Annotated in this window: 22 protein-coding genes; all 22 read right to left on the bottom strand. The window is 43.6% G+C overall.

Features of this window, described 5'->3' with window-relative positions:
• Positions 1-205: 205 nt before the first annotated feature.
• A complete protein-coding gene (locus M3234_RS12145; RefSeq protein ID WP_262304963.1) occupies positions 206-1,459 on the bottom strand; it encodes a competence/damage-inducible protein A in 1,254 nt (417 codons plus the stop codon).
• A 45-nt stretch (positions 1,460-1,504) separates the two neighbouring features.
• On the bottom strand, positions 1,505-2,083 hold the full coding sequence (pgsA, locus tag M3234_RS12150) for a CDP-diacylglycerol--glycerol-3-phosphate 3-phosphatidyltransferase (protein ID WP_262304964.1): 579 nt from the start codon (positions 2,081-2,083) through the stop codon (positions 1,505-1,507).
• A gap of 96 nt (positions 2,084-2,179) precedes the next feature.
• Positions 2,180-3,121, bottom strand: a complete 942-nt coding sequence (locus tag M3234_RS12155; RefSeq protein WP_262304965.1) for a helix-turn-helix domain-containing protein — start codon at positions 3,119-3,121, stop codon at positions 2,180-2,182.
• 20 nt (positions 3,122-3,141) lie between these two features.
• Positions 3,142-3,930, bottom strand: coding sequence for a DUF3388 domain-containing protein (locus M3234_RS12160; protein WP_066321029.1), 789 nt, complete (start codon positions 3,928-3,930; stop codon positions 3,142-3,144).
• Positions 3,931-4,122: 192 nt separating this feature from the next.
• A complete protein-coding gene (locus M3234_RS12165) occupies positions 4,123-4,368 on the bottom strand; it encodes a DUF3243 domain-containing protein (protein WP_262304966.1) in 246 nt (81 codons plus the stop codon).
• A gap of 79 nt (positions 4,369-4,447) precedes the next feature.
• Entirely contained in the window at positions 4,448-5,170 is a 723-nt protein-coding gene (gene ymfI / locus M3234_RS12170; RefSeq protein WP_262304967.1) for an elongation factor P 5-aminopentanone reductase, read from the bottom strand.
• Between the two features lie 62 nt (positions 5,171-5,232).
• A complete protein-coding gene (gene yfmH, locus M3234_RS12175) occupies positions 5,233-6,525 on the bottom strand; it encodes an EF-P 5-aminopentanol modification-associated protein YfmH (RefSeq protein ID WP_262305019.1) in 1,293 nt (430 codons plus the stop codon).
• Entirely contained in the window at positions 6,525-7,805 is a 1,281-nt protein-coding gene (gene yfmF, locus M3234_RS12180; RefSeq protein ID WP_262304968.1) for an EF-P 5-aminopentanol modification-associated protein YfmF, read from the bottom strand. The genes yfmH and yfmF overlap by 1 nt, the downstream gene beginning before the upstream one ends.
• Positions 7,806-7,982: 177 nt before the next feature.
• A complete protein-coding gene (locus M3234_RS12185; protein ID WP_262304969.1) occupies positions 7,983-8,942 on the bottom strand; it encodes an ABC transporter permease in 960 nt (319 codons plus the stop codon).
• 1 nt (position 8,943) lies between these two features.
• Complete coding sequence (locus M3234_RS12190) at positions 8,944-9,993, bottom strand: ABC transporter permease (protein ID WP_262304970.1); 1,050 nt, start codon at positions 9,991-9,993, stop codon at positions 8,944-8,946.
• A complete protein-coding gene (locus M3234_RS12195) occupies positions 9,986-11,515 on the bottom strand; it encodes an ABC transporter ATP-binding protein (protein WP_262304971.1) in 1,530 nt (509 codons plus the stop codon). Before M3234_RS12195 ends, M3234_RS12190 begins: the two co-directional genes overlap by 8 nt.
• A 206-nt stretch (positions 11,516-11,721) precedes the next feature.
• On the bottom strand, positions 11,722-12,807 hold the full coding sequence (locus M3234_RS12200) for a BMP family lipoprotein (protein ID WP_262304972.1): 1,086 nt from the start codon (positions 12,805-12,807) through the stop codon (positions 11,722-11,724).
• A gap of 82 nt (positions 12,808-12,889) precedes the next feature.
• On the bottom strand, positions 12,890-13,615 hold the full coding sequence (locus M3234_RS12205; RefSeq protein WP_262304973.1) for a GntR family transcriptional regulator: 726 nt from the start codon (positions 13,613-13,615) through the stop codon (positions 12,890-12,892).
• A 253-nt stretch (positions 13,616-13,868) separates the two neighbouring features.
• Positions 13,869-16,217 (bottom strand): FtsK/SpoIIIE family DNA translocase, encoded by a 2,349-nt coding sequence (locus M3234_RS12210; RefSeq protein ID WP_262304974.1) that lies wholly within the window; start codon positions 16,215-16,217, stop codon positions 13,869-13,871.
• A 129-nt stretch (positions 16,218-16,346) separates the two neighbouring features.
• Positions 16,347-16,583, bottom strand: a complete 237-nt coding sequence (locus M3234_RS12215; RefSeq protein ID WP_066320693.1) for a YlzJ-like family protein — start codon at positions 16,581-16,583, stop codon at positions 16,347-16,349.
• The gene (locus M3234_RS12220) at positions 16,580-17,335 is read right to left on the bottom strand and encodes a ClpP family protease (RefSeq protein WP_262304975.1); all 756 of its coding nucleotides are present in this window, start codon (positions 17,333-17,335) and stop codon (positions 16,580-16,582) included. The genes M3234_RS12215 and M3234_RS12220 overlap by 4 nt, the downstream gene beginning before the upstream one ends.
• A 94-nt stretch (positions 17,336-17,429) precedes the next feature.
• Positions 17,430-19,097, bottom strand: a complete 1,668-nt coding sequence (locus tag M3234_RS12225; protein WP_311315650.1) for a ribonuclease J — start codon at positions 19,095-19,097, stop codon at positions 17,430-17,432.
• A gap of 120 nt (positions 19,098-19,217) precedes the next feature.
• On the bottom strand, positions 19,218-20,090 hold the full coding sequence (gene dapA, locus M3234_RS12230) for a 4-hydroxy-tetrahydrodipicolinate synthase (RefSeq protein WP_262304976.1): 873 nt from the start codon (positions 20,088-20,090) through the stop codon (positions 19,218-19,220).
• Between the two features lie 61 nt (positions 20,091-20,151).
• The gene (dapG, locus tag M3234_RS12235; protein ID WP_262304977.1) at positions 20,152-21,396 is read right to left on the bottom strand and encodes an aspartate kinase; all 1,245 of its coding nucleotides are present in this window, start codon (positions 21,394-21,396) and stop codon (positions 20,152-20,154) included.
• 30 nt (positions 21,397-21,426) lie between these two features.
• Positions 21,427-22,476 (bottom strand): aspartate-semialdehyde dehydrogenase, encoded by a 1,050-nt coding sequence (gene asd / locus M3234_RS12240; RefSeq protein ID WP_262304978.1) that lies wholly within the window; start codon positions 22,474-22,476, stop codon positions 21,427-21,429.
• 178 nt (positions 22,477-22,654) lie between these two features.
• On the bottom strand, positions 22,655-23,254 hold the full coding sequence (gene dpaB / locus M3234_RS12245) for a dipicolinate synthase subunit B (RefSeq protein ID WP_262304979.1): 600 nt from the start codon (positions 23,252-23,254) through the stop codon (positions 22,655-22,657).
• A complete protein-coding gene (gene dpaA / locus M3234_RS12250) occupies positions 23,254-24,153 on the bottom strand; it encodes a dipicolinic acid synthetase subunit A (protein ID WP_262304980.1) in 900 nt (299 codons plus the stop codon). The genes dpaB and dpaA overlap by 1 nt, the downstream gene beginning before the upstream one ends.
• Between the last annotated feature and the right edge of the window lie 20 nt (positions 24,154-24,173).

The raw sequence follows: 24,173 nt of genomic DNA on the forward strand, positions 1-24,173 counted from the left end.
GCAATATGATCCCCAATGGAGACAATTCCTCATAGACTTTCCAGCCTTTTGTCCTCATGAACCGTCTATGAGGACAGTTCCTCTCATTCTTTCCAGCCTTTTGTCCTCATGAGCCTTCTATAAGGACACCTCAGCCCCAACTGACCACTATTTTGTCTTCATGAACGGTCCACCCTTCCCCCAAAAACAAAAAAACACAGAACGCTCATCCAGCATCCTGTGATTCCTTCAAATATTTCAACAAATAGTAACAGCCAAACTTTACCGCCCGGCCACGGTTGGCTTCGCGCGTTCCGCTAAGACTAAGCTTCTCAACCATCACCGGAAGCCCCGCCACCGAAATACCGATATATACCGTTCCAACCGGCTTGCCTTCCAACTCATCCGGTCCGGCTACACCAGTAAAACTGATTCCGATATCCGCCCCAAAGATCCGTGCCGCATTCACCGCCAGTTCCCTGGCACATTCCTCACTTACCGCTCCATGAGCAGCGAGAGTCTCCGGGCGGACCCCAACGACCTTCTCCTTGATTTCGTTCGAATAACAGACGACGCCACCCTTAAACACCGAACTCGCCCCGGAAATGGAGGTGATTTCCTGCTGAAACAATCCTCCGGTTAAACTTTCTGCAGCGGTAACCGTCAATTTCTTCTTTTTTAAGACCTTCGTCAATTCTTCCAATAATGAAGAATTATTATAACCGTATAAAAATTCGCCCACGCGCGCCCTGATTTTTGCTTCTACGTCATCGAGCATTGCCTGAGCCGAGGCAACATCCTTATGTTTGGCGGTCAGCCTTAGCGTTACTTCTCCATCACCGGCAAGCGGAGCAATGGTTGGATTGCTTTGGGCTTCAATTAAATCAAGGACATCTGTCTCCAATGCTGCCTCACCGATGCCAAAAAACCGCAGCACCCGGGAGACAATTTGTTCCCCAGAACCGCCAAACCCTGCCAGAGCAGGCCCTCCATATTTCAAAAACATCGGCTCCAACTCTTTAGGAGGTCCCGGTAATAGCATATAGGTATGACTCCCCCCCTGGTAAACCATCCCGGGAGCCATTCCATGGTCGTTGGGCAGAACTAGAGACCCCTTCAAAATCAATGCCTGTTTTCGGTTATTTTCCGTCATTACCCGATTGGTCCGTTTAAAGAAAAGTTCAATCGATACCAGCGCGGCTTCGTCCATGGTCAGATCTGTTCCGAGATGGCGGGCAATCGTTTCCTTCGTCAAATCATCCTTTGTCGGGCCTAAACCGCCGGTAAAAATAATCACATCCGACCGCTTCTCAGCGATTTCAATCGCCGACTTTAGCCTATCCGGATTGTCCCCGACAACCGTGTGAAAATAAACATCAATCCCCAGCCCCGCTAGTTGCTGAGATAGAAACCGTGCATTGGTGTTTACGATTTGGCCCAAAAGCAGCTCCGAACCAACTGCAATAATCTCAGCATTCACAAACCGCCCCTCCTTTTTCAAAGGTTTACAGAATTAAAACTGCACCTATTTCGAATTTTTCAGCACATGGCTGTTTTTCGCAAAATAATCCCATCCGGACCAGATTGTAAAAAATAATGCCACCCATAATGCCAAAAGGTCAAATCGAAATGGAATCATAGCAAAAATAATATTATGTAGTAATAACGCTGAAATCGCGACGATTTGCGTCCACGTTTTAATTTTTCCAAGCATATTGGCCGCGACGACTTCCCCTTCGCCGGCAAGCAGCAAGCGCAGTCCGGTAACGGCAAACTCCCTACTGATAATCACGATGACAATCCATGATGGAGCAAACCCCAGTTCAACCAGGACAATCAAAGCCGCGGAAACAAGCAGTTTATCCGCCAAAGGATCAAGAAATTTCCCCATGTTGGTAACAAGATTGTATTTGCGGGCATAATGGCCGTCCACCCAGTCAGTCGTCGATGCCAGTATGAAAATTAACGCACCGACAAAATGGGTTACCGGAAGGTCAGCACCGAGCAATCGGAACTCGCCCCAATCAAAAGGAACCAGCATAATAATCAAGAACACCGGGATTAATACTATGCGTGAAATAGTAATCTTGTTAGGTAAATTCATCAAACTTCCTCCTAAAATACAACAATGTGCCGTTCAGTCGGCACCCTTTTCTATTTATAAAAGTTCATGTATGCGAAAATAGTCATCGAATGATGACTATTGGTTCTTCGGAACAAATTGAATGGTGATGTCCTGACGAACTTTTTCCGCGGGCGGAACCGCATACTCCAGCTTTTGGTCATTGACATAGATATCGGCATCAAGCGTTCTGCCGACAGTGATGACAGCTGCAGTCTCAGGTGTTAAGTCATAGGTTTGGCTTTCCGTCTCGGTGCCGGCCTTCAGCGTTCCCTGGAAAAATGATTTTCCTATGCCGTTTTTAATGCTTACCCAGGATTCTCCTCGGGAAACGACCTTTACAACAAATTTATCGGCATTGGCCAATGAAAATGTTGAATTTCGGCCGCTTGTCTGCACAACCGTCAACTCTTGCTTTGGCGCCTCAGGTACTGGTGTCTGTGTTTCTTCTTTTGGCGTTTCTTCTTTTGGCTTTTCATCCTTGGATTTTTCCTGTTTCTTATCCTTTGCCTTTTCTTTGTCGGCGGCTTTTTCTTTCTCATCAGCCTGAGCCTTTTCAAGATTGTCGGATTTGACAAGCTTTACCGGCTCATTATCCTGGCTAACGGATTCATTCGTATCATCGCCGGCATTCGTGGAAATAAAATAATAGAAAAGGCCGGCAACCCCGATCACAAAAACGGCAATCAAAATTTTGGGCAGGAAATCAAAAATTTTCGAGCTGCCCGGAGAGATATTTTTATGTGTTTTTACTCTCGATAATTGCGGCATTTCATCATTAATAGATGGCGGGATTTCATTTTTATAGGTTTCAAATATTTCCTCCGGATTTAGGCCGAGCGCCTCTGCATACTGCTTTATAAACGCTCGAACATAGAAGTTACCTGGCATGCTGGAATAATTGCCTTCTTCAATTCCAATTAAATATCGCTTTTGGATTTTCGTCATGGATTGTAAATCATCCAAACTTAAATCTTTGGCTAAACGGGCTTCTTTTAATCGATTCCCTAATTCAGTCACGTAGAACACCTTCCAATTATTTAAAAATCAAAATCTCCAAAATCAGAACCGGAGAACATATTATGCTGGTCAACAATATCGTATGTAATTTCTTCATCCGCATGATTTCTAAGTTCGATGATATAGTCAAAATCATCGAGCGTGTACTCGGAGTTTTGCACAAAAATATCGGGATGTTCGATCACCTTAACGGACGGCATCCGCATAATTTCCCGGACAAGCTGCCAGTGCCGTTCATTGGCTCTCTTGGTCGACACGATCCCATCAAGAATAAATAAATTGTCGCTGTTGTATTCATCCTCAATCAATTGGTTGCGGATTGTTTGCTTTAACAGGGTCGAAGACACAAACAGCCAACGCTTATTGGCACACACGCTTGCGGCAACTAGTGATTCGGTTTTTCCTACCCGGGGCATCCCGCGAATACCGATTAATTTATGGCCATCCTGCTTAAATAATTCTGCCATAAAATCGACTAATAGACCAAGCTCGTCACGGACAAAACGAAATGTCTTTTTATCATCGGCATCACGCTGAATATAGCGGCCATGCCGGACAGCGAGACGGTCCCGCAATTTCGGTTCCCGCAATTTTATTAGTTTTATTGTGTCCATAGTATGTAAAATTGACTCAAGCCGTTTAATTTGATTATCGTCCTTTGCCAATATTAGCAAGCCGCGTCTGCCCTCATCAACACCATTGATGGTAACGATATTAATAGAAAGCATTCCTAAGAGGGAGGAAATGTCCCCTAATAAACCGGGACGATTTTTCTGAATTTCGTATTCCAAGTACCATTCTTTCTTCATGTTCATTTCAGTTGCGCACCCCCTTAAAGAAGTTTCGACAATTTTTTCAAAAATGCTTACCTAACCCCTATCATATCTGATTTTACTGTAAGATGAAAGAAAAAACACATGCAAACTGATATTTCACTGAAAAACTGGTATATAGCAAAAAAAGAGGCGGGGAATCTCCACCCCATCCTCTCTTCTATAGCTTTATTGCTTAACAAGCTTAACCATCAAGTTGGCAATTGCCTGCTGCTCCTTTTGGTCTGCAACTGACCACAGGTCGGCGAGAACACGCTCCTGCTCGTTTTTCGGGTCAACATTTTTCGCCAAATAGTCACCGATCTGATAAGCGAGGCTGTTAATTGCCCCTTCACTCATCCCTTGATCTTGGGCAAGGTCAAGACGGTCACCCAAAAATTCCTGCCACTGTTTCCAGTTATCTAAAACAGACATCGCATAACCCTCCTTTAGAATGGTACATGGTTATTTTGCTACCCGAGGACCCAATCTATACATGATGGCGACACGAATTTCAGGTATACCATCCGCCATTTATTGCAAGGACCTGGCCGGTCATATAGCTCGAGTCATCCGAGAGTAAAAATGCGGCAGCCTTTGCGATTTCCTCCGGTTGGCCGAGCCTGCCCATCGGAATCTCAAAGGTAATCCCTTCCAACTCCTCATCGGTAAAACCCTCCATCATTTTCGTCTCTACAGCTCCAGGAGCAATCGCGTTAACACGAATCCCATTTAAGGCTACTTCCTTACTAAGAGCCTTTATAAACGCAATTTGCGCCCCTTTTGCAGCTGAATAAGCCACTTCACAGGCAGCCCCAGTCTGTCCCCATATCGAGGTAATGACAACGATATTGCCCGAGCCCTTACTTAAGAATTTCGGCAACAGCTCTTTGGTCAGCATGAGTGGACTAAGCACATGAACATTAAGCAAAGCCACGGCCTCTTCAAGCTTTAAATCCATCAGCAGCCCATAATGGCTCATTCCACCGCAATGAATCATGGCATCGAGCGAAAAAATCTGTGAGGTAACTTGCCGAAAGCCTTCCGGTTTTGCAAGATCGGCATGTATCGGAATGTACTCACCATCAAAAGCCGAGAGCCTTTCCATTAGTTCTTTGATATTCTGTTCACCTTGATTGTAATGGAGATAAAGATTGTATCCTTTGGCCGCTAAATGGCTGGCGACCGCTTGTCCGATTCCTCCGCTTGCTCCCGTAATTAATACATATTTTTTCATGTATATTCACTCTCTCTATTTCATTTGCCGTGAAAAAGCGCCGAAGTAACCGGCGCTTTAAACTATTTGGCCTTCGGGATTACTTGACAAACGGAGATCCGTTCATCGGCAATCATCTCTGAGGCCAGGGACTGGACGTCCTGCAGTGTAATTTTTTCCAAGGTTGGCACGACATCAAATAGGTTCATTTCGTTGAAGGCATAACGGGTAAATTGATTGGCGATGTATTCAGGAGAATTGATTGCTCGTAAAAAGGCACCAATTTTCTTCCTTTTCCCTCGTTCCAATTGCTCATCCGTAAAGGCATTCCCATCCTTCGCCGCCATCAGCATTTCCTGGAGACGTTCCGCAAGCCTGTCGGGGCTATTTGTGTCTCCGCCAATCATGGCAAATCCAAAGCCCTGCTCCTGCGTGTAATCAAAGGAGAACGTTTCGTCCACCAAACCCTCATTATATAGCTCATCATAATTATCCGAGCTTTTGCCAAACAGCAAATCCAGAAGGACATTCATGGTCAGCTCGGTTTTAAGCATTGCTTCCCCTGTTTGATCCACGTGGAGAGCCTTGATGCCCAGCAGGCATTTGGAGGTTTGCACATTCATCTGCAGCACTTGCTTCTTTTCCGCTGCCTGAACAGGTTCACTTTCGAAATGACGCTGAATTTCCGGCATATCTTTGTACTCTTTTTTAGCCTGATTATCCTTCACCTGTTTCATCACTTGATCCGGGTCAACGGGGCCGACAATAAACAGGAGCATATTGCTAGGGTGGTAAAAGGTGTTATAGCATTCATACAGCCAATCCTTCGTAATATTGGAAATGGATTCAATTGTTCCGGCAATGTCGATACTGACTGGATGGTTTTTATATAGATTTTGGATAATCCCAAAATATAAGCGCCAGTCAGGGTTATCGTCATACATTGTAATTTCTTGGCCGATGATTCCTTTCTCCTTTTCCACTGTCTTCTCGGAAAAATACGGGGATTGGACAAAATCAATCAGCGTTTCCAAGTTCTTTTCCACGTCAGAGGTGCTGGAGAACAAATAAGCAGTTCGGGTAAATGATGTAAAGGCATTCGCCGATGCCCCCTGCTTACTGAATTGTTGAAAAACATCGCCATCTTCCTTCTCGAACAGCTTATGCTCCAAAAAGTGAGCAATGCCGTCTGGAACGGTGACAAAGTCCTTTTTTCCGAAGGGAACAAAGGTGTTGTCAACTGACCCATATTTGGTCGTAAACGTGGCATAAGTTTTGTTGAACCCCTGTTTCGGCAAAATATATACATTCAAGCCATTTGGCAATTTTTCGTGGAAAAGCTCTTCCTGAAGTTGGTCAAACGTAATTTTCTCCATCATTGCCCTGCCTCCGTTCCCGTTAAGAAATAAATGGTATCAAGATTTATTTTATTCCCGACCGCGATGATGTCCTCCCTGGTGGCTTTTTGCATTTCGGAAAGCCATGTATCAATTCCAATATTTGTTTTGGCAACCACATTATGATATAGAAGCTCGAGCAGTCCCCTTGAGGTATCAATTGTTTCGAGAATTTGATTTTTAATGACCGCCTTCGTTTGTTCAATTTCTTCTTCTGTAAAATCACCTTTTCGCATGGCTTCCATTTGTTCGCGGATGATTTTTACAGCCTGATCATAATTTTTATTATCAATTCCTGACATCACCATCAGCAAGCCTTTATGGCTTTCAAGCCGGCTTGCAGCATAATAGGCCAGGCTGGCCTTTTCGCGGACGTTGATAAACAGTTTGGAATGGGCAAAGCCGCCAAAAATGCCATTAAACACCTGCAAGGTGAAGTAATCAGGGTCTCCATAGGAAATATTTGTCCGATAGCCGATATTTAATTTACCTTGCTTGACATCCTGCTGCTCCTTTACCTCATTTACATCCGATTTTTGCGAAACCCGAAGGTCCTCTGCCTGTTTTGGTGTCCGGGTTTCAAATTTGAGTAATTCCTCAGCAAACGCCTTCACTTCCGCCTCTTTCACATCGCCAATCACATAAAGATTCATTTCATCCTCGGCGAGGGCTTTTTGATAATATTCATACAGGCTGTCAGGAGTGATGGCTTCAACTTCTGCAGCTTCACCGTGAACCTGGAGAGCATAAGGCTCTCCCTTACACATTTCCTCAATCAGACGGACATTGGAGTAGCGCATTTTATCATCATAGACCGATTGGATACGCTGCTTTTGGGTGCGCTTTTCTTTTTCTACTGTTTCACGGTCAAACGCATTTCCGCTTGCGTTAGGATGCAATAGGATCTCCGCGAGTAATTCAAACCCCTTTTTGAGAAGCGGTGCCGGGTCTGTCAGGAATTTTTCATTGGCAATTTCAATCAGAAAGCTGATGACATGATATTCACCTTTTTTTGACAAATCTACATAAAGTGTTGCCCCATATAAATCATCTAGATAGGAGCGCAGCTTGATTGTGGTCGGATAATTGGCCGAGCTTGATTGGAGCACTTGCGGGAGCAGGGCCCTTTTTGTGACATCCTTCTTGGTTAATGGGGCTTTCATCCGCCAAACAATGGTATTGGTTTTATATTTATCTGTTTCAATTACATGGAGTTTATATCCTTGCATTTCCGTTATTTTTTCCGATATATTGCCCATTTGCCTTCCTCCTTGTCAGTCTTCAGACTTACATTTCTAAACATTTTTCTTTATATTTTTTCCTTGGCGCTGAAACCTATACTTATTACTATAATTTTACATGCTTGGTTCATTCAAGCAATGACACTTTTTCCAAAAAAAAGAACCCTCAGTGATAAACTGAAGGTTCTTCATTTATTAACGGCTTCCCTTAATATAATGGGTACCGGATGCTTTCGGTGCATCGGCACGACCGATGAATCCGGTTAAGGCCAAGATTGTTAATACATAAGGCGCAATTAACAGATACACACTCGGGATTTCTTTTAAAAATGGCAAGCTTGACCCGATGATACTGATACTTTGGGCAAGGCCAAAGAAGATACCGGCACCAAGGGCACCAAGTGGATGCCATTTACCGAAAATCATTGCCGCGAGCGCCATGAAACCTTGACCACTAATCGTAGCGTGGCTGAAGTTGGAAGTAATCGACTGGGCATAAACGGCACCGCCAAGACCACCAAGCGCGCCGGAAATGATAACACCCAAATAACGCATTTTCGTTACATTGATCCCCATCGTGTCTGCTGCCATTGGATGTTCACCAACCGAACGGAGACGAAGACCAAATGGTGTCTTAAATACTACATACCAGGCAATAACTGCTACGATAATGGCAAGGAATGATGTCCAATACGTGTTTTGAAAAAAGATTTCGCCAATAATTGGAATATCTTTCAAAATTGGAATGTCAATCTTACTAAAGCTCTCTTTGATGATTCCTGTTTCACCTTTATCATAAATCATTTTAACAAGGAACAATGTCAAGCCAGTTGCTAACAAGTTAATGGCTACACCGGATACAGTGTGGTCAGCGCGGAAGGTAATAGACGCCACCGCATGGAGAATCGAAAAAACTCCCCCGACAATCATCGCCACGACCAAAGCAACCCATGGAGTTGCATTACCGAAAGTGCCTACAAATGTCAAGTTAAAAACAATAGCCGTAAATGCACCAACAACCATTAAACCTTCAAGACCGATATTTACCACCCCGGAGCGCTCCGAGAAGATACCGCCTAATGCAGTGAAGATAAGTGGAGCTGCCCATAAAAGCGTAGATGGAACAACGATTGTCAAGATATCCATTAAGCTCACTTTACTTCACCCCTTTCTTGTTGAATCGATCAAGAAATACTCTGATGATGTAGCTGGACGCTACAAAGAATACAATCAACGCTATAATGATATTTACAAGCTCATTCGGTACGCCAGCTTCAAGCGGCATATTTAATGAACCGACCTTTAGAGCACCAAATAAAATGGCTGAGAAGAATACGCCTAAGGCGGAGTTGGCCCCTAATAACGCAATCGCAATTCCTTCAAACCCAACACCCGTAAATCCACCCTTTACAGCCGCATAGCCGAAGGTTCCCAATCCGTCCATTGCCCCTGCAAGTCCAGCAAATGCCCCGGAAATGACCATCGAAAGAATGATATTTCGATTTACGTTCATCCCGGCATATTGCGCCGCATCTTGGTTAAAACCGACGGCACGTAATTCAAATCCTCTGGTAGTTTTTTCTAGTAAAAACCACATTATGAAACAGCAGGCAATGGCAAGAACGATTCCCCAATGCAGACGTGAATAGTCGGTTAGGCTTTCCAGCCATTCTGAACGTAATGAAGCTGTTTGATGAATAGGTTCAGTTTTATCACCGCTTTTAGCAGCGAGATAATTTCTAATAATATAGTTTGTCGCATGAAGCGCCACATAGTTCATCATGATGGTGACGATCACTTCGTGTACACGGAAACGAGCCTTTAATAGCCCGGGAATAAATGCCCAAATGGCACCCGCCACAATAGAAGCCAAAATGGCAAGCGGCAGATGAATAATCTTTGGAAGGTCAAAGGCAACTCCTACCCAAACCGCCGCCAGCCAGCCGACGATAAATTGGCCTTCAACTCCGATGTTAAACAGGCCGACGCGGAAGGCAAATGCTACCGCCAAACCAGCCAGGATGTAAGGTGTAAACTGTCTGATAACTTCCCCCACATAGTAAATATCACCAAAGGCCCCATTCCATAATGCTGTATAGGCTGCAACTGGGTCGTAGCCGCTGACTAACATGATAATGGTTCCAACGATGATTCCTAACAGTACCGCAATAATTGGCGTCAATAATCCTGTTAAGCGTTTAGCCATTTGAACCAGCTTCCTTTCTATTTGAACCGGCCATCAGCAATCCAAGCTCTTGTTCATCCGTTTCCTTCGGATTGACGACAGCTACGATTCTCCCCTCGTATATGACAGCAATTCGGTCGCTGACATTCATGATTTCATCTAACTCAAACGAAACAAGCAAAACGCCCTTTCCATTATCCCTTTGCTCAATTAAGCGCTTATGAATAAATTCAATCGCCCCTACATCCAACCCGCGAGTAGGCTGAGCAGCAATTAACAGATCGGGATTACGATCTACCTCACGGCCAATGATTGCCTTTTGCTGGTTACCGCCGGAAAGTGCGCGTGCCAAAGCAGATTCACTCGGTGTCCGTACGTCAAACTCAGCGATTAATTTCTTAGCTTGTTTATATATTTCTTTAAAATTTAAAATGCCATTTTTCGAATATGGTTGTTTGTAATAAGTTTGAAGCACCATATTTTCGGCCATTGGATAATTTAAAACCAATCCGTGTTTATGACGGTCCTGCGGGATATGGCCGACACCCGCTTCGGTAACCTTTCTCGGCGGTAAATTAAACAATTCCTTGTCATTTAATTTCACACTGCCATTTTCCGCTTTGCGCAAGCCTGTAATCGCCTCGATAAATTCAGATTGCCCGTTTCCATCCACCCCGGCAATCCCGACAATTTCTCCTGCACGGACGTTCAGGTTCAGCCCGTTTACAACGGTTACTCCACGTGAATCCTTTACGACTAAATCCTTCACAACCAATACATCCTGCTTTGGTACAGACTCTTTCTTTTCCGTTTTAAAAACAACTTCACGGCCTACCATCAGGCTGGCAAGTTCATTGGGATTCGTTTCACTGACATTGACCGTCCCGATCCCTTTTCCTTTGCGGATTACAGTACAGCGATCAGCTACCTCCATAATTTCCTTCAACTTATGGGTAATTAAAATAATCGATTTCCCTTCCTTAATAAGGGTTCTCATAATTTGAATCAATTCTTTAATTTCCTGTGGTGTCAATACAGCTGTCGGTTCGTCAAAAATTAGAATTTCGGCACCGCGGTACAGTGTTTTTAAAATTTCTACCCTTTGCTGCATTCCAACAGAAATATCAGAAATTTTCGCTTGTGGATCGACTGCAAGTCCATATCGTTCGGAAATTTCCCGAACTTCCCGCTCGGCCTTTTTTAAATCGATTCGTCCACCGGTTGTGATCTCCCGACCAAGGATAATGTTTTCCGTCACCGAAAAGGTATCAACAAGCATAAAGTGCTGGTGCACCATTCCGATTCCCAGATCATTAGCGATATTTGGGTTAGAAATTTTTACAGGTTTTCCTTTTACCTTAATTTCTCCCCCTTCCGGTTGATACAATCCGAAAAGAACGTTCATTAAAGTTGATTTGCCTGCACCGTTTTCGCCAAGTAAGGCGTGAATTTCGCCCTTCTTTAATTGAAGGGTGATGTTATCATTCGCAACAAAGTTACCGAACTCTTTGCGTATGTTAAGCATCTCAATAACATATTCCATATTTCTCACTCCCTGCAGATAGATAAAAGGAAAAAATGACCAATAGTAGTAAGAGGTCAGACCTTTTGCTGTTATAAAAAACAGGGATTTATCCCCAGTTAAAACCTTAAGTGAAAAGTAGAATGATTCTTCTACTCTTCAATTAAGGTTTCATTAAGAAGGAATAAGCGGTAAAGGTATATCCGCTTATTCCTTTAATTTCACTCTTATTGTGCGCTAAAATTTTTCGCTTCATCACGAGTTCCCGGGACTTTTACATCTCCGGATTTGATTTTTTCAATCCATTCTTTAACAGCTTTATCAATAGCATCCTTGTTAGCTGCCTTTGCATTGATTGGAGCCAAGCCTACACCATCTTCTTGCAAGCCGTATAAAACAACTTCGCCGCCAGCGAAATTACCTTCTTTTGCTTTAGTGGCAAGGTCTTGTACCGCTACGTCTACACGCTTAAGTGCAGATGTAAGGACGATTTCCGGACCCATGTCGGCCTGGTCACGGTCAACACCGATTGCCCAGAAATCCTTTGCAGGTTCTTTTGCTTTACGGTCAACAGCCTCTTTAAATAATCCGTTACCAGTAGCGCCAGAAGCATGGAAAATGACGTCAGCGCCGGAAGAGTACATTTTCGAAGCAATAGATTGACCAAGTTCCGCTTTATCAAATGCTCCAGAATATTGAACATCAACTTGTACTTCTGGTTTAGCTGCCTTTACACCAGCAAGGAAGCCGGCTTCGAAGCGTTCAATAACAGGGATTTCCATACCGCCGATAAAGCCGATATGATTAGATTTTGTAGTTAAAGCAGCGGCAACACCTGCAAGGAATGCTGCTTCTTGCTCTTTGAACATGATGCTTGCCACGTTTGGCTCTTTCACTTCAGCATCAACGATGGCAAAGTGAGCATCCTTTTGTTGTTGAGCGATTTCTTTAATGGCAGATTCCATTAAGAAACCAATACCGTATACTAAATCAAAATCTTGACGAACTAGAGTATTAAGGTTTGTTGCATAGTCAGCATCTGATTTCGATTGTACGTAATCAAAGCCGCCTTTACCCTTTTTCAAACCGTTTTCTTTACCGAAGTTTTGAAGACCTTCCCATGCGGATTGGTTAAAGGATTTGTCATCAACGCCGCCGACGTCAGTAACCATACCTACAGAGAATGCTTTTTCTTTGTCTCCGCCTTTAGTCTCATCGGTGCCTTTGTTGTCATCACTCTTTCCACAAGCTCCCAAAAGTGTGCCAGCAGCAAGAACTAGTGATAGTGCCATTCCAACTTTACGCTTTTTCAAGGTATTGTCCCCCTAAAATTGTTTTGATCTAGTAGAAATGGTTAAAGCTAGGACTGATTGCGTTTTCATAACCAATAAAAAATTAAACGCGTTTCCTAAGTACATGAAAACTAAACATGTCCGCTTTAAAATAGTTTACCGAAAATAGGACAGGCTCATCCATTTCATCGAAATGCATCTGTTTTAACACCAACAATGCAGTTTCAGGGTCACATTCCAGAATTGGGGAAATCTTTTCATGATAACCAATCGGCTCGATTTGAGCAACCGCGTATGTAATTCTTCGGTTTGCCTCTTCATCTAATATGGTGAAGATTGATTCTCCCTCATGAGAAAAGGTTTCCGGAAATATGTGGGCAGGTACCTTGTCGATACAATATACGACCGGTTCCCCGTTTGCGGTTCTAACCCTTTCGATTACCACCATTTCCTCACTAGTGGAACATGAGAAACGACGAATGTCCTCCTCGGTTGGGTCTTGCTTTGATGATCTTAAGAAAATGGTCCCTGGTTTCATGCCAGCCTGCTTAATCATGTCAGTAACACTATTTAGTTGTTCAATTCCTGAAGTAAAAAGAGGCTTTGCATTTACAAAGGTCCCGACTCCGTGGCGTCTAATGATAACGTTTTCTTCTTCAAGTATTCGTAGTGCTTCCCGGAGTGTCGCTCTGCTGACACCCAGTTGCTTGGCAAGATCGAATTCGGAAGGCAATTTTTCTTTTTCTTTATAGACCCCATTTTCGATATCTTGCTTGATTCGATCGATTACTTGGAGATATAAATGCCGGTTATCTGACTTTATCGACATGCTGCTTTCCTCCAGCCTTTTTCCTAAGACATCAGACCTCTGATATCATTCCTACTAATCGAGATTTATATTATCATGTTTTCATTTAAAATTAAATAGAAATTCAAGATTTTGTCGAAAAAAGGCGTAAAGATAAAAAAAGTTATTAAATAACCAATTTCCTTTTTACAATTTCTGATATAATTTAATATGTCATTTTTAAAATGGAAATTTAATAGAAAAAAACAGGGTCAATCGGCCCTGTTTTTTTCTATTATGAGCTTTTTTCTTCATCTTGTTTTGCCATCAATACAGACCGTGGTTTACTGCCTTCATAGGGGCCTACAACACCGCGGACCTCCATTTCATCAATTAAGCGGGCGGCCCTGGTATAGCCGATTCGAAACCGGCGCTGCAGCATGGAAACGGATGCGGTTTGCATGTCAATCACAAGCTGGACAGCATCATCATACAAGTCATCATCCACCTCTCCGGCTGCTTCAGGAACATCATCTGGAATCATTTCCTCTTGGTACTGCGCCTTTTGCTGGGAAATAACAAATTCAACGGTATTCTCCACTTCCTGGTCGGAAAGGAATGCACCTTGGACGCGAACGGGTTTCGTTGCTCCAACTGGCATGAACAGCATATCTCCTCGTCCCAGCAGCTTTTCGGCTCCGCCCATGTCCAGAATTGTTCTGGAATCGGTCGCACTCGAGACGGCGAAGGCGATACGTGAAGGAATATTCGCTTTAATAACCCCGGTAATGACATCAACGGAAGGACGCTGCGTGGCAATAATTAAGTGAATGCCAGCAGCACGGGCCATTTGCGCAAGCCGGGTAATCGAATCCTCCACGTCTGATGATGCAACCATCATTAAGTCCGCCAGCTCGTCGACAATCACAACGATATAGGGCAGGAGCGGTTGTTTATCATTCTCTTCAAGATTATGGGTCCTTACATGATCGTTATAGCCTTCAATGTTTCGCGTCCCGGTATGGGAAAATAATTCATATCGCCGCTCCATCTCACTGACAACCTTTTTTAATGCCTGCGACGCCTTTTTGGGATCGGTCACGACCGGAGCCAGCAAATGGGGGATTCCATTATAAACATTCAGTTCCACCATTTTAGGGTCAATCATCATCAGCTTAACCTCATGCGGTTTTGCCCTCATGAGCAAACTGGTAATAATTCCGTTGATGCAGACACTTTTTCCGCTTCCAGTTGCCCCTGCAACAAGAAGATGGGGCATTTTGTTTAACTCGGCTACAACCGCTTCACCGGTTATGTCCCTGCCAAGGCCAATTAAAAGCTTGGCGTCGGGCTTATTGTTTTGTGTTGCTTCCAATACCTCACGCAAGGAGACCATTGACACTTCTGAATTCGGGACTTCAATCCCGATGGCCGATTTTCCTGGAATCGGCGCTTCTATCCGTATGCCTTTTGCGGCAAGCGCCAAGGCAATATCATCACTCAAGCTGACAATCTTGCTTACTTTTACGCCAACATCGGGATGTACTTCGTATTTCGTTACAGCAGGCCCTAGATGGACTTGAGTAACCCTGGCCTTCACGCCAAAGCTTTGAAACGTCCGTTCAAGCTTTGCTGCATTTTTATTAATAAGTTCAAATTCACCACTTTGGTCGGTTTTCTTGGGCATTTTAAGGAGCTTGAGCGGCGGCAGCTGGTAGTCGACATTTTCAACCTCAGTAAAAGTGATTGGCGGAGTATGGTCTTCTTCCGCCTCCTCGTGTTTACTGCGCCTTGTTCTGGTTTGTTCCTTCTGCGGTTTTTCCTTTGGCGTTTCATCACTAAAAGCCCGGTCGGCAAAGTTGGAGATAATCGGTTCCGGAACGATTGGCTCGTCCAACGGAACAGCCTGTCCCGCATTAATGATTGGCTGATTACCTACCGGTTGATTTTCTTGTTCCTCCAGCCTCTGGGTCCTTCGTTCATTTTTTCGATCCTGCTGCTTTTGTTTCCACTCGGTCACATCTGTTTTAAAGGCAGTCCATTGTGTTTTGGCGAAGCCGGAAATGGCCACCAAAATTTTTGCGAGGAAATCCCCAAAGGACTTTCCGGTCAATAAAATAAAACCGACGAGAATAAAAATGAATGCAATAATTTTCGTCCCGGTTTCAGCAAACAAATAATGAAACAAGGCATACAATATCGCACCTAGTATTCCCCCGCCAAGGTCGGTCGTACTGGTTTCACCGCGCAATTCCATCATAAACAGTTCCCAAGTATTCCCGATCACGCTTGGGTTCTTAAATTTCCCTTCATTTGTCAACAAGTGAAAAAGGGTTACATGACTTAATAGCAGAATAGCTGAAACAATAAAATAGCTACCCACTAATTTAATATGAAAGAAAAAGGGTATTTCTCTTTTCCACATTAAATAAATGCTTAGTAGAACAAGGCCGAGCAAACTGAGCATATACCATTCGCCCATCCAAAAACGGAAGAATATAACAGTAGCCCGTCCGACAGCCCCCAGTTTCGCAATCGAGATAATCGTTATTGCGAGAATAAGCAAAGCGGATAACTCATATTTAACCGTCCGTTTAAGCTGGGTGTCCCTTCGTTTCGGTTGTCGTTTCTTTTTTTTAGCCATTTAATCACCTTGGTTATTAATCGATTTGGCCGCAATCCTAACTGTAAAGCGCCCATCTAAAAAAGGAAGAAGCAGCCCTGTTAAATGGCTGCTCTTGTCTCATTTCCCTCATTATACCATAGTTTTTTCTCAGATTTCCTGATATCCATTAAGATTTGCAAAAGAAATTTTCGTTCCTGGACAAATCTGCTCATTTAAAAAATGCTGCGGGTCACTACTTAAAACCCGAATCACTTGGGCATGCTGGCCATCGACCGCTTCCACCAATAGAGGTACGCCCTGATAGGAAACCGTCTGCTGGTTAGCTAAAGAATCAGTTTCATAGGGGAAGATTAATTCCTGTGGCATCATTGTGTAAAGAATCATTGAATCAACCCCTCTTTATTTTCCCTTTTCAACTCAATCAGTTCATTTAATTTTTTCATGGCCTGCCCAAGCCCGCCGATTTCATCAATTAACCCAACTTTTACCGCATCTGCCCCGATCACATTGGTACCAATATCTCTAGTTAAATTTCCTTTTGCAAACATTAAATCCTTAAAAGTCTCTTCTGGTATCTTTGAATGTTTTGTTACAAAATTGACGACCCGCTCTTGCATTTTATCCATGTATTCAAAGGTTTGTGGCACTCCAATTACCAAGCCTGTAAGCCTGATTGGGTGAATGGTCATGGTTGCTGTCTCGGCGATGAAAGAATAATCACAAGAAACAGCGATTGGCACCCCAATGGAATGCCCGCCTCCTAGGACAATCGATACGGTCGGTTTTGACAGAGTGGCGAGCATCTCGGAGATGGCCAGGCCTGCCTCGACATCACCGCCAACTGTATTTAGGATAATCAGTAATCCTTCGATGTTCGGATTTTGCTCAATTGCCACCAGCTGGGGAATAAGATGTTCATATTTCGTTGTTTTGTTTTGAGGAGGCAAGGCCAGGTGTCCCTCGATTTGCCCGATAATCGTTAAACAATGGATCTTCGAATCCGGTGAAAGCTGCGGTACATTTGTTTGCCCGAGCTGCTGGATTTTTTCCATTAAGGCGGAAGTAGGTTTTTCCTCTTTTTGAGGCTCGACGCCTTCTTGATTATTGGATTGGAATCTATATAAATCGCGATCCATTTTAATACTCCCTTTCAAACATGATATAGTTTAGTATTTACTTGCATGATAAATTCATGCAAAAAAGCACCGAGGGAATCCCCCGGTGCCTTTGTTAAACCTCCATAATAATCGGCAGAATCATAGGTCTGCGTTTTGTTTTTTCAAATAAATAGCGGTTTAAATCATCTCTGATTTCCTGTTTAAGGCTAGCCCAGTCGAATGTGGCTTTTGCAATATTACGGTCAATTATTTCTCGGACCAATTTTGTCGAATCGTCCATTAATTTTTCCGATTCACGCACATAGACAAAACCCCTGGAGATGATTTCCGGACCTGCAGCAATTTTCTTTTCCTGTCTAGTTAGCGTTACTACGACAATCAAAATGCCGTCCTGTGACAGGAGTTTCCGGTCGCGCAAGACAATATTGCCAACATCGCCAACCCCAATGCCATCGATCAGAATATTGCCCGAAGGAACTTTTCCAGTGATGGCAATGCGTCCATCTTTCCACTCAACAACGTCCCCACGGTCCGGAATGCAGATATTTCCATCAGGGATGCCACATTCCAATGCGATTTTTCGATGTGCTTTTAGCATCCGGTACTCCCCATGGACAGGAATAAAGAATTTGGGCTGCATCAGGTTAATCATAAACTTTAATTCTTCCTGACTGCCATGGCTTGTCACATGGATGGTCCGCTTGCCCGAAACGACATTGGCGCCTGCACGGAACAGCATATCGATCGTTTTATACAAAAATACTTCGCTGCCTTTTAATGGTGATGCCGCAATCAGAACAGTGTCGCCCTGTTTAATATTCACATATTTATGTGTTTGCTTCGCCATTTTTTGCAGCGCTTCAATCGGTTCCCCTTGTGAACCTGTCATTAAGACAACAATTTCACGATCCGAGAAATTCTTTAGCTCCTCTACCGAAATAATCAAATCGTCGGCCACTTCCAAATAGCCGAGATCCAGAGCAATATGATAAATACGCTCCAGGCTTTTGCCAACAACGGCCACTTTTCGATTGTGCTCAGTAGCGGCATCAAAGATATGCTGAATTCGGTTTATGTCAGAAGCAAAACAGGCAGCGATGATTCTCCCTTGTGCATTATAGAAAGCATTGGACAGTTCGCGTTCCACAATAGCTTCAGAAGTTGTATAGCCTGGTTTCTCAGCCTCAGTACTGTCAGATAGCAGGCATAATACCCCCTGCTCGCCAATCGCAGCCATTTTTCCGATTTCAGGCTTGTAAAGTTTTGTGGCGGCCTGATCAAATTTAAAATCACCGGTATAAACAATAACCCCTTCGGATGTATGCACACAAACTCCCACAGAATCGGGGATGCTATGGTTGGTTCGGAAAAAGCTTACATTAACCGAATCCAATTCAACAACGGTATCCGAATCTACTTCAATAAAGTTTGCATTTTTGTTATTGTCTTGTTCTTTTAGCTTTGCCCCCGCCAACGCCAGAGTCAATTTTGTGCCGTAAACAGGAACGTCAGTCAGTCCCAATACATAGGAAAGAGCGCCAATATGATCTTCATGTCCATGTGTCAGAAAAATGGCCTTGACCCGATCCTTGTTTTCTTTTAAATAGGTAATATCCGGAATGACCATATCAATGCCAAGCATCTCTTCCTCGGGGAACATTAAGCCGGCATCTATTATCAATATGTCCTTGTCCACTTCCACAAGATACATATTTTTCCCAGTTTCCCCTATCCCACCAAGCGAAATAAACTTAATGGAATGATTTTTTTTCTTTATCACTACCCGTTTCCTCCTAAGTTGGTTTATGCCGATCGAAATCAGTTATGTTTATTATACTTGAAACAAGAAAATCTTTACAATCAAAAAAAAGAAAACCAACCGAAGTTGGTTTCCTTATGATCAAAGTGTATTTAAAATTGAGGCTAAAGTGGCACGTTCCTGCTCTGTCAATCCTACCAGCGGCAGTCTGACAGAACCTACATCCAACCCTTTTAATTGCAGAGCTGTTTTAACCGGTGCCGGACTTGGTGCTTTAAATAGGCCTTCCATAATCGGCAGCAGTTTTTGGTGCAAGGCTGCCGCTTTTTTCGTTTCCCCATCAAAAAATGCCTTCACCATTTCCTGCATTTCATTTCCGATTACATGTGAAGCTACAGATACCACTCCCGTACCGCCAATTGAAAGGACTGGAAGCGTGGCCGCATCATCACCGCTGTAGAGGACAAAATCATCAGCCGTGTTGGCAATAATGTGGGTCATCCCATTTAGATCGCCACTCGCTTCTTTTACCGCCACAATATTTGGTATTTTCGAGAGCCGAATAATCGTTTCAGGAACAATATTAACTACCGATCTGCTCGGGATATTATAGACCATGATAGGAAGAGATGTGGACTCGGCAATGGCCTTAAAATGCTGGTAAAGACCTTCCTGATTAGGTTTATTGTAGTATGGCGCTACCACCATAATACCGTCCACACCAACCTGCTCCGCTTTTTTTGTCAATTCGATTGAAGCGTAGGTGTTGTTGCTGCCCGTCCCGGCAATAACGGGGATTCTTTTGTTCACAACCTTCATAACATGATCAAATAATGCCAACTTCTCTTCCTTTGATAGAGTCGGTGATTCCCCAGTGGTTCCTGCTACGACAAGCGACTCAGTTCCATTTTCTATTAAATAATTGACCAACTTCGTGGTTTTGGCAAAGTCAATATGCCCTTTTTTATCGAAAGGGGTGACCATCGCCGTGGCTACTCTCCCGAAATGAACCATTTTGTTTACTCCTTTCAAGAACGGATGCATGTATTAATGGAACCCGTGTTCCTTAGCCTTTTTAAAAATCAGTTGCGTTTAGCTCAAGCGACTCTTCTTCTAAATGAAAAGCATCGTGCAAAGCATTAACAGATTTTGCCAAATCATCCTGTTTCACGAGTACCCAGATTGTTGTATGGCTGTCTGCAGATTGCAAAATCCGGATTCCCTTATCAGAAAGAGCTGTTACAATTTTTGAAGTGACGCCCGGAACACCGGCTATTCCTGCACCAACAACCGATACTTTTGCACAGTGACGCTCCACTACGGGGTCATGTCCCAATTCGTTTAACACGGTGATCGCTTTGTCAGTCATGTCATCAGAAACTGTGTAAACGACCCCATTTGGCGAAATATTGATAAAATCAACACTGATTTTTTCATTGGCCATCGCTTTAAACACTTCAGCTTGCAAGTAATACTGTTCTTTTTTCGCAAACACTTTAATTTGCGTGACATTGGAAACATGAGCAATCCCCGTCACCAGACGTTCCCTAATGTCACTTCCCCGATTATGTTTGGTGATGGAAGTGACCAGCGTTCCAAGAGAATCGGAATAAGTTGAGCGAATACGAATTGGAACCTTTGCCTGCATCGCAATTTCAACAGCCCTTGGATGAATAACCTTCGCTCCCTGATAGGCCATATTGCAAACTTCGGTATAAGTGACAACAGATAACGGGCGGGCATTTTCAGCAATCCGTGGGTCTGCTGTCATAATGCCTTCCACATCTGTAAAAATATCAATCCACTCGGCATTAAGTGCTGCACCAAGCGCTGCTGCCGAAGTGTCACTGCCGCCGCGGCCAATGGTAGTCACATCGCCGTTCTTCGCTGAACCTTGAAAGCCCGCCACAACTACGACATCATTGCTTTCGAGCTCCCTCAACAGCCGGTCGCATTTCATTTCCATAATTTTCGCATTCGTATGGTCATTATTGGTACGGAAACCTGCTTGCGAACCGGTTAACGCTGTCGCATTTATTCCGCTTTCCACAAGCATATTCGTAAACACTACACTTGAAATCACTTCGCCGCAGGACAATAATAAGTCATGTTCCCGTTTTGAGAGTCGGCTTGCATTCCCGCCAATCAAAGACAATAGTGTATCTGTTGCATACGGGTCGCCGCTTCTTCCCATTGCTGATACAACTACGACTACTTTATATCCGTCAGCTAATGCCTTTTCGATATGTCCTTGCGCTTGTATTCTGCCTTTTTCATCTTTAACAGATGTACCGCCAAATTTTTGTACGATGATTTTCATGGTGACACCCAAACCTGCCTTTTTTGGCTTTTATTTTACTAACCCCAATTTCACTAATCTTTCCGCTATTTGTACTGAATTCCAAGCTGCTCCTTTAAGGAGGTTGTCGGAAACAACCCACATATGAAAACCTCGTGGTTCATCGATATCATTTCTAATTCTGCCTACGAAGACCTCATTTTTCCCAACACAATCTGCAGGCATTGGATATAGCTGATTCTCAGGGTCATCCTGTAAAATCACACCTGGAGCATCCTTTAACAGCTCTTTGATTTCGGCTGCGTCCACATTGTCTGATTCAATTTCAAAGTACACCGATTCAGAATGGCCAACTGCAACCGGAAGGCGAACACAGGTTGCAGAAACATGCAAATCTGGCGAATGCATAATTTTCTTTGTTTCATTAATCATTTTCATTTCTTCGAATGTATAACCATTTTCTTCGAATTTATCAATTTGCGGAATCGCATTGAATGCAATTTGATAATGTTTTTTATCTGATTTTACCGGAAGGATATTTGTTTCAAAGGACTCGTTATTTAAAATTGCTTTGGTTTGCTCCATCAATTCTTCGACCGCGGCGGCACCCGCACCTGAAACAGCCTGATAGGTAGAAACAATGATTTTTTTCAGGCCATACTTTTGACGAATCGGTTCCAACGCTACAACCATTTGGATTGTAGAGCAATTTGGATTGGCAATAATCCCATTATGCTGAAGCAAGTCGGCTTCATTTACCTCAGGGACTACTAAAGGAATATCGGTATCCATTCGGAATGCACTTGTGTTGTCCACAACGATGGCGCCTCGTTTTACAGCTTCCGGGGCAAGTTCTTTTGATACACTGCCTCCTGCTGAAAATAATGCAATTTGCACTCCTTCAAAACTCTCAGGCTTGGCTTCTTGAACGATATGGTCCTCACCGTTGATATTGATTGTTTTCCCTGCAGAACGGGCAGATGAAAGCAAAGTAAGCTTTCCGATTGGGAAATTCTCTTTGATTAATGTTTGGATCATCTGTTGTCCAACCGCTCCTGTTGCTCCTACAACGGCAACGTGAAAACCGTTTTGCTGACTCATTTTAGTTCCCCTTTCAAATCTACTGGCTGGGTTATTTCCTGCTTTTCTTCCAGTTTTAATATTAGTTTATTGGTCAACCTCATCAGTGGGTTATGGAAATAACCCACTGATGAATGATTATTTTATTTTATCATATTCCTAGAAAGAAATAACCTTTTTTAAACATTGGGGAATGAATTTAATCTCCATCTTTATATCTTTCGACCAGAACAGGCTGCAACTGCCTTCCTTCCAATGCCTCTTCCACGGTTTGAGTCAGCAAGGCCATTCTTGCTACCAACGAGTTTGGTTTCTTGAGTGGATCATCCTGGCCATATGGGATAAAGTAAATGTTTTTGGTGGCCATTAATCTCATCAAATTCACGCCATTTAACCCTAAAGCATCATTGGTGGATATGCCAAGCACAACCGGCTGTTGGTTTCTTAACGTCGCTTTGGCGGCCATTAACACAGGGCTGTCATTAATGGCATTGGCAAATTTACTCATTGATACGCCTGTCATCGGTGCAATAACCATGCAGTCCAATGGCGTTTTTGGCCCTAATGGTTCAGCCTTGACAATGGAATCAATCACCTTATTGCCTGTTAAATCCTCAATCCGCTGAACCCAGTCCTCTCCTTTTCCAAAGCGGGTTTCGGTATTTTTCACTGTAAAGGTGACAATCGGAATGACCTCTGCACCGGCTTGCACCAGTTTCTCAATTTCAGGAAACACAGCGTCATACGTACAATGGGACCCGGTTAGGCCAAATCCAATTCTTTTTCCATTTAAACTCATTATGCATTCCCCTTTCTATTTTGACCGGATTCCCGAAGCAATTGTGTGAGAACATCGGCTAAAATCTGCCCGGCCGTTTTTGGAGCAACAATCCCCGGCAAACTTGGTGCCAAGAGTGCTTTAATCCCCCGCTTTTCCGCATAGCGGAAATCGGTTCCTCCTGGTTTTGAGGCAATGTCAATCACAAGAGTATGGGTAGGCAGTTTGGCTATGACTGCCGGAGTCACTATTAATAGGGGGATTGTATTAATTAAAATGTCAGTGTCTGTTACCTCTTTTTCCGTATCGTCCAAATGAAATGGCTTCAAGCCCATTTCTGTGATTCTGGCAAGATGCTCGCTTCTTCTTGCTCCGACCTTTACCTTGGCACCCAAGGCATGAAATGCCCTGGCTATGCTCATCCCGCACCGTCCTAATCCAAGCACGGTCACATTGGAGCCATGGATGGTAAAGTCCGTATGTTGAATGGCCATCATGATTGTTCCTTCCACAGTCGGGATGGAATTATAAATGGCCACATCATCCCTCGCAAACAACTGGACAAGTTTTTTCTTGGACTGCTTTACGATTCCATCCAGATATGAATTGGTAATTCCAGAATAAATCGTACAATGTTCGGGCGTTTTTGAAAGAATATCTTCTGTTAGGACTACTTTCTCGTTAGAGAAAATGGTCTCAACCTGCCCTTCTAAATTAGTGCCTGCTACTGGCAAAATCATTGCATCTATATTCGAAAAGTCAACCTCATCCAGCTTTTCCTTGACTGCACCGGTGAAGGCGTGGTCTAGCTGCTCAAAACCGATTAATGACAATCTTGCATCCAATTCGGTTAACTTTCGGATAATTTCCAGCTGTCTGGCATCTCCACCAATAACGGCTATCTGCATCCCTGTCAGCATGAAAATATTCACCTTCTTTT

It is taken from the genome of Neobacillus niacini, assembly GCF_023715785.1.
Lineage (GTDB): Bacteria > Bacillota > Bacilli > Bacillales > Cytobacillaceae > Neobacillus > Neobacillus niacini_E.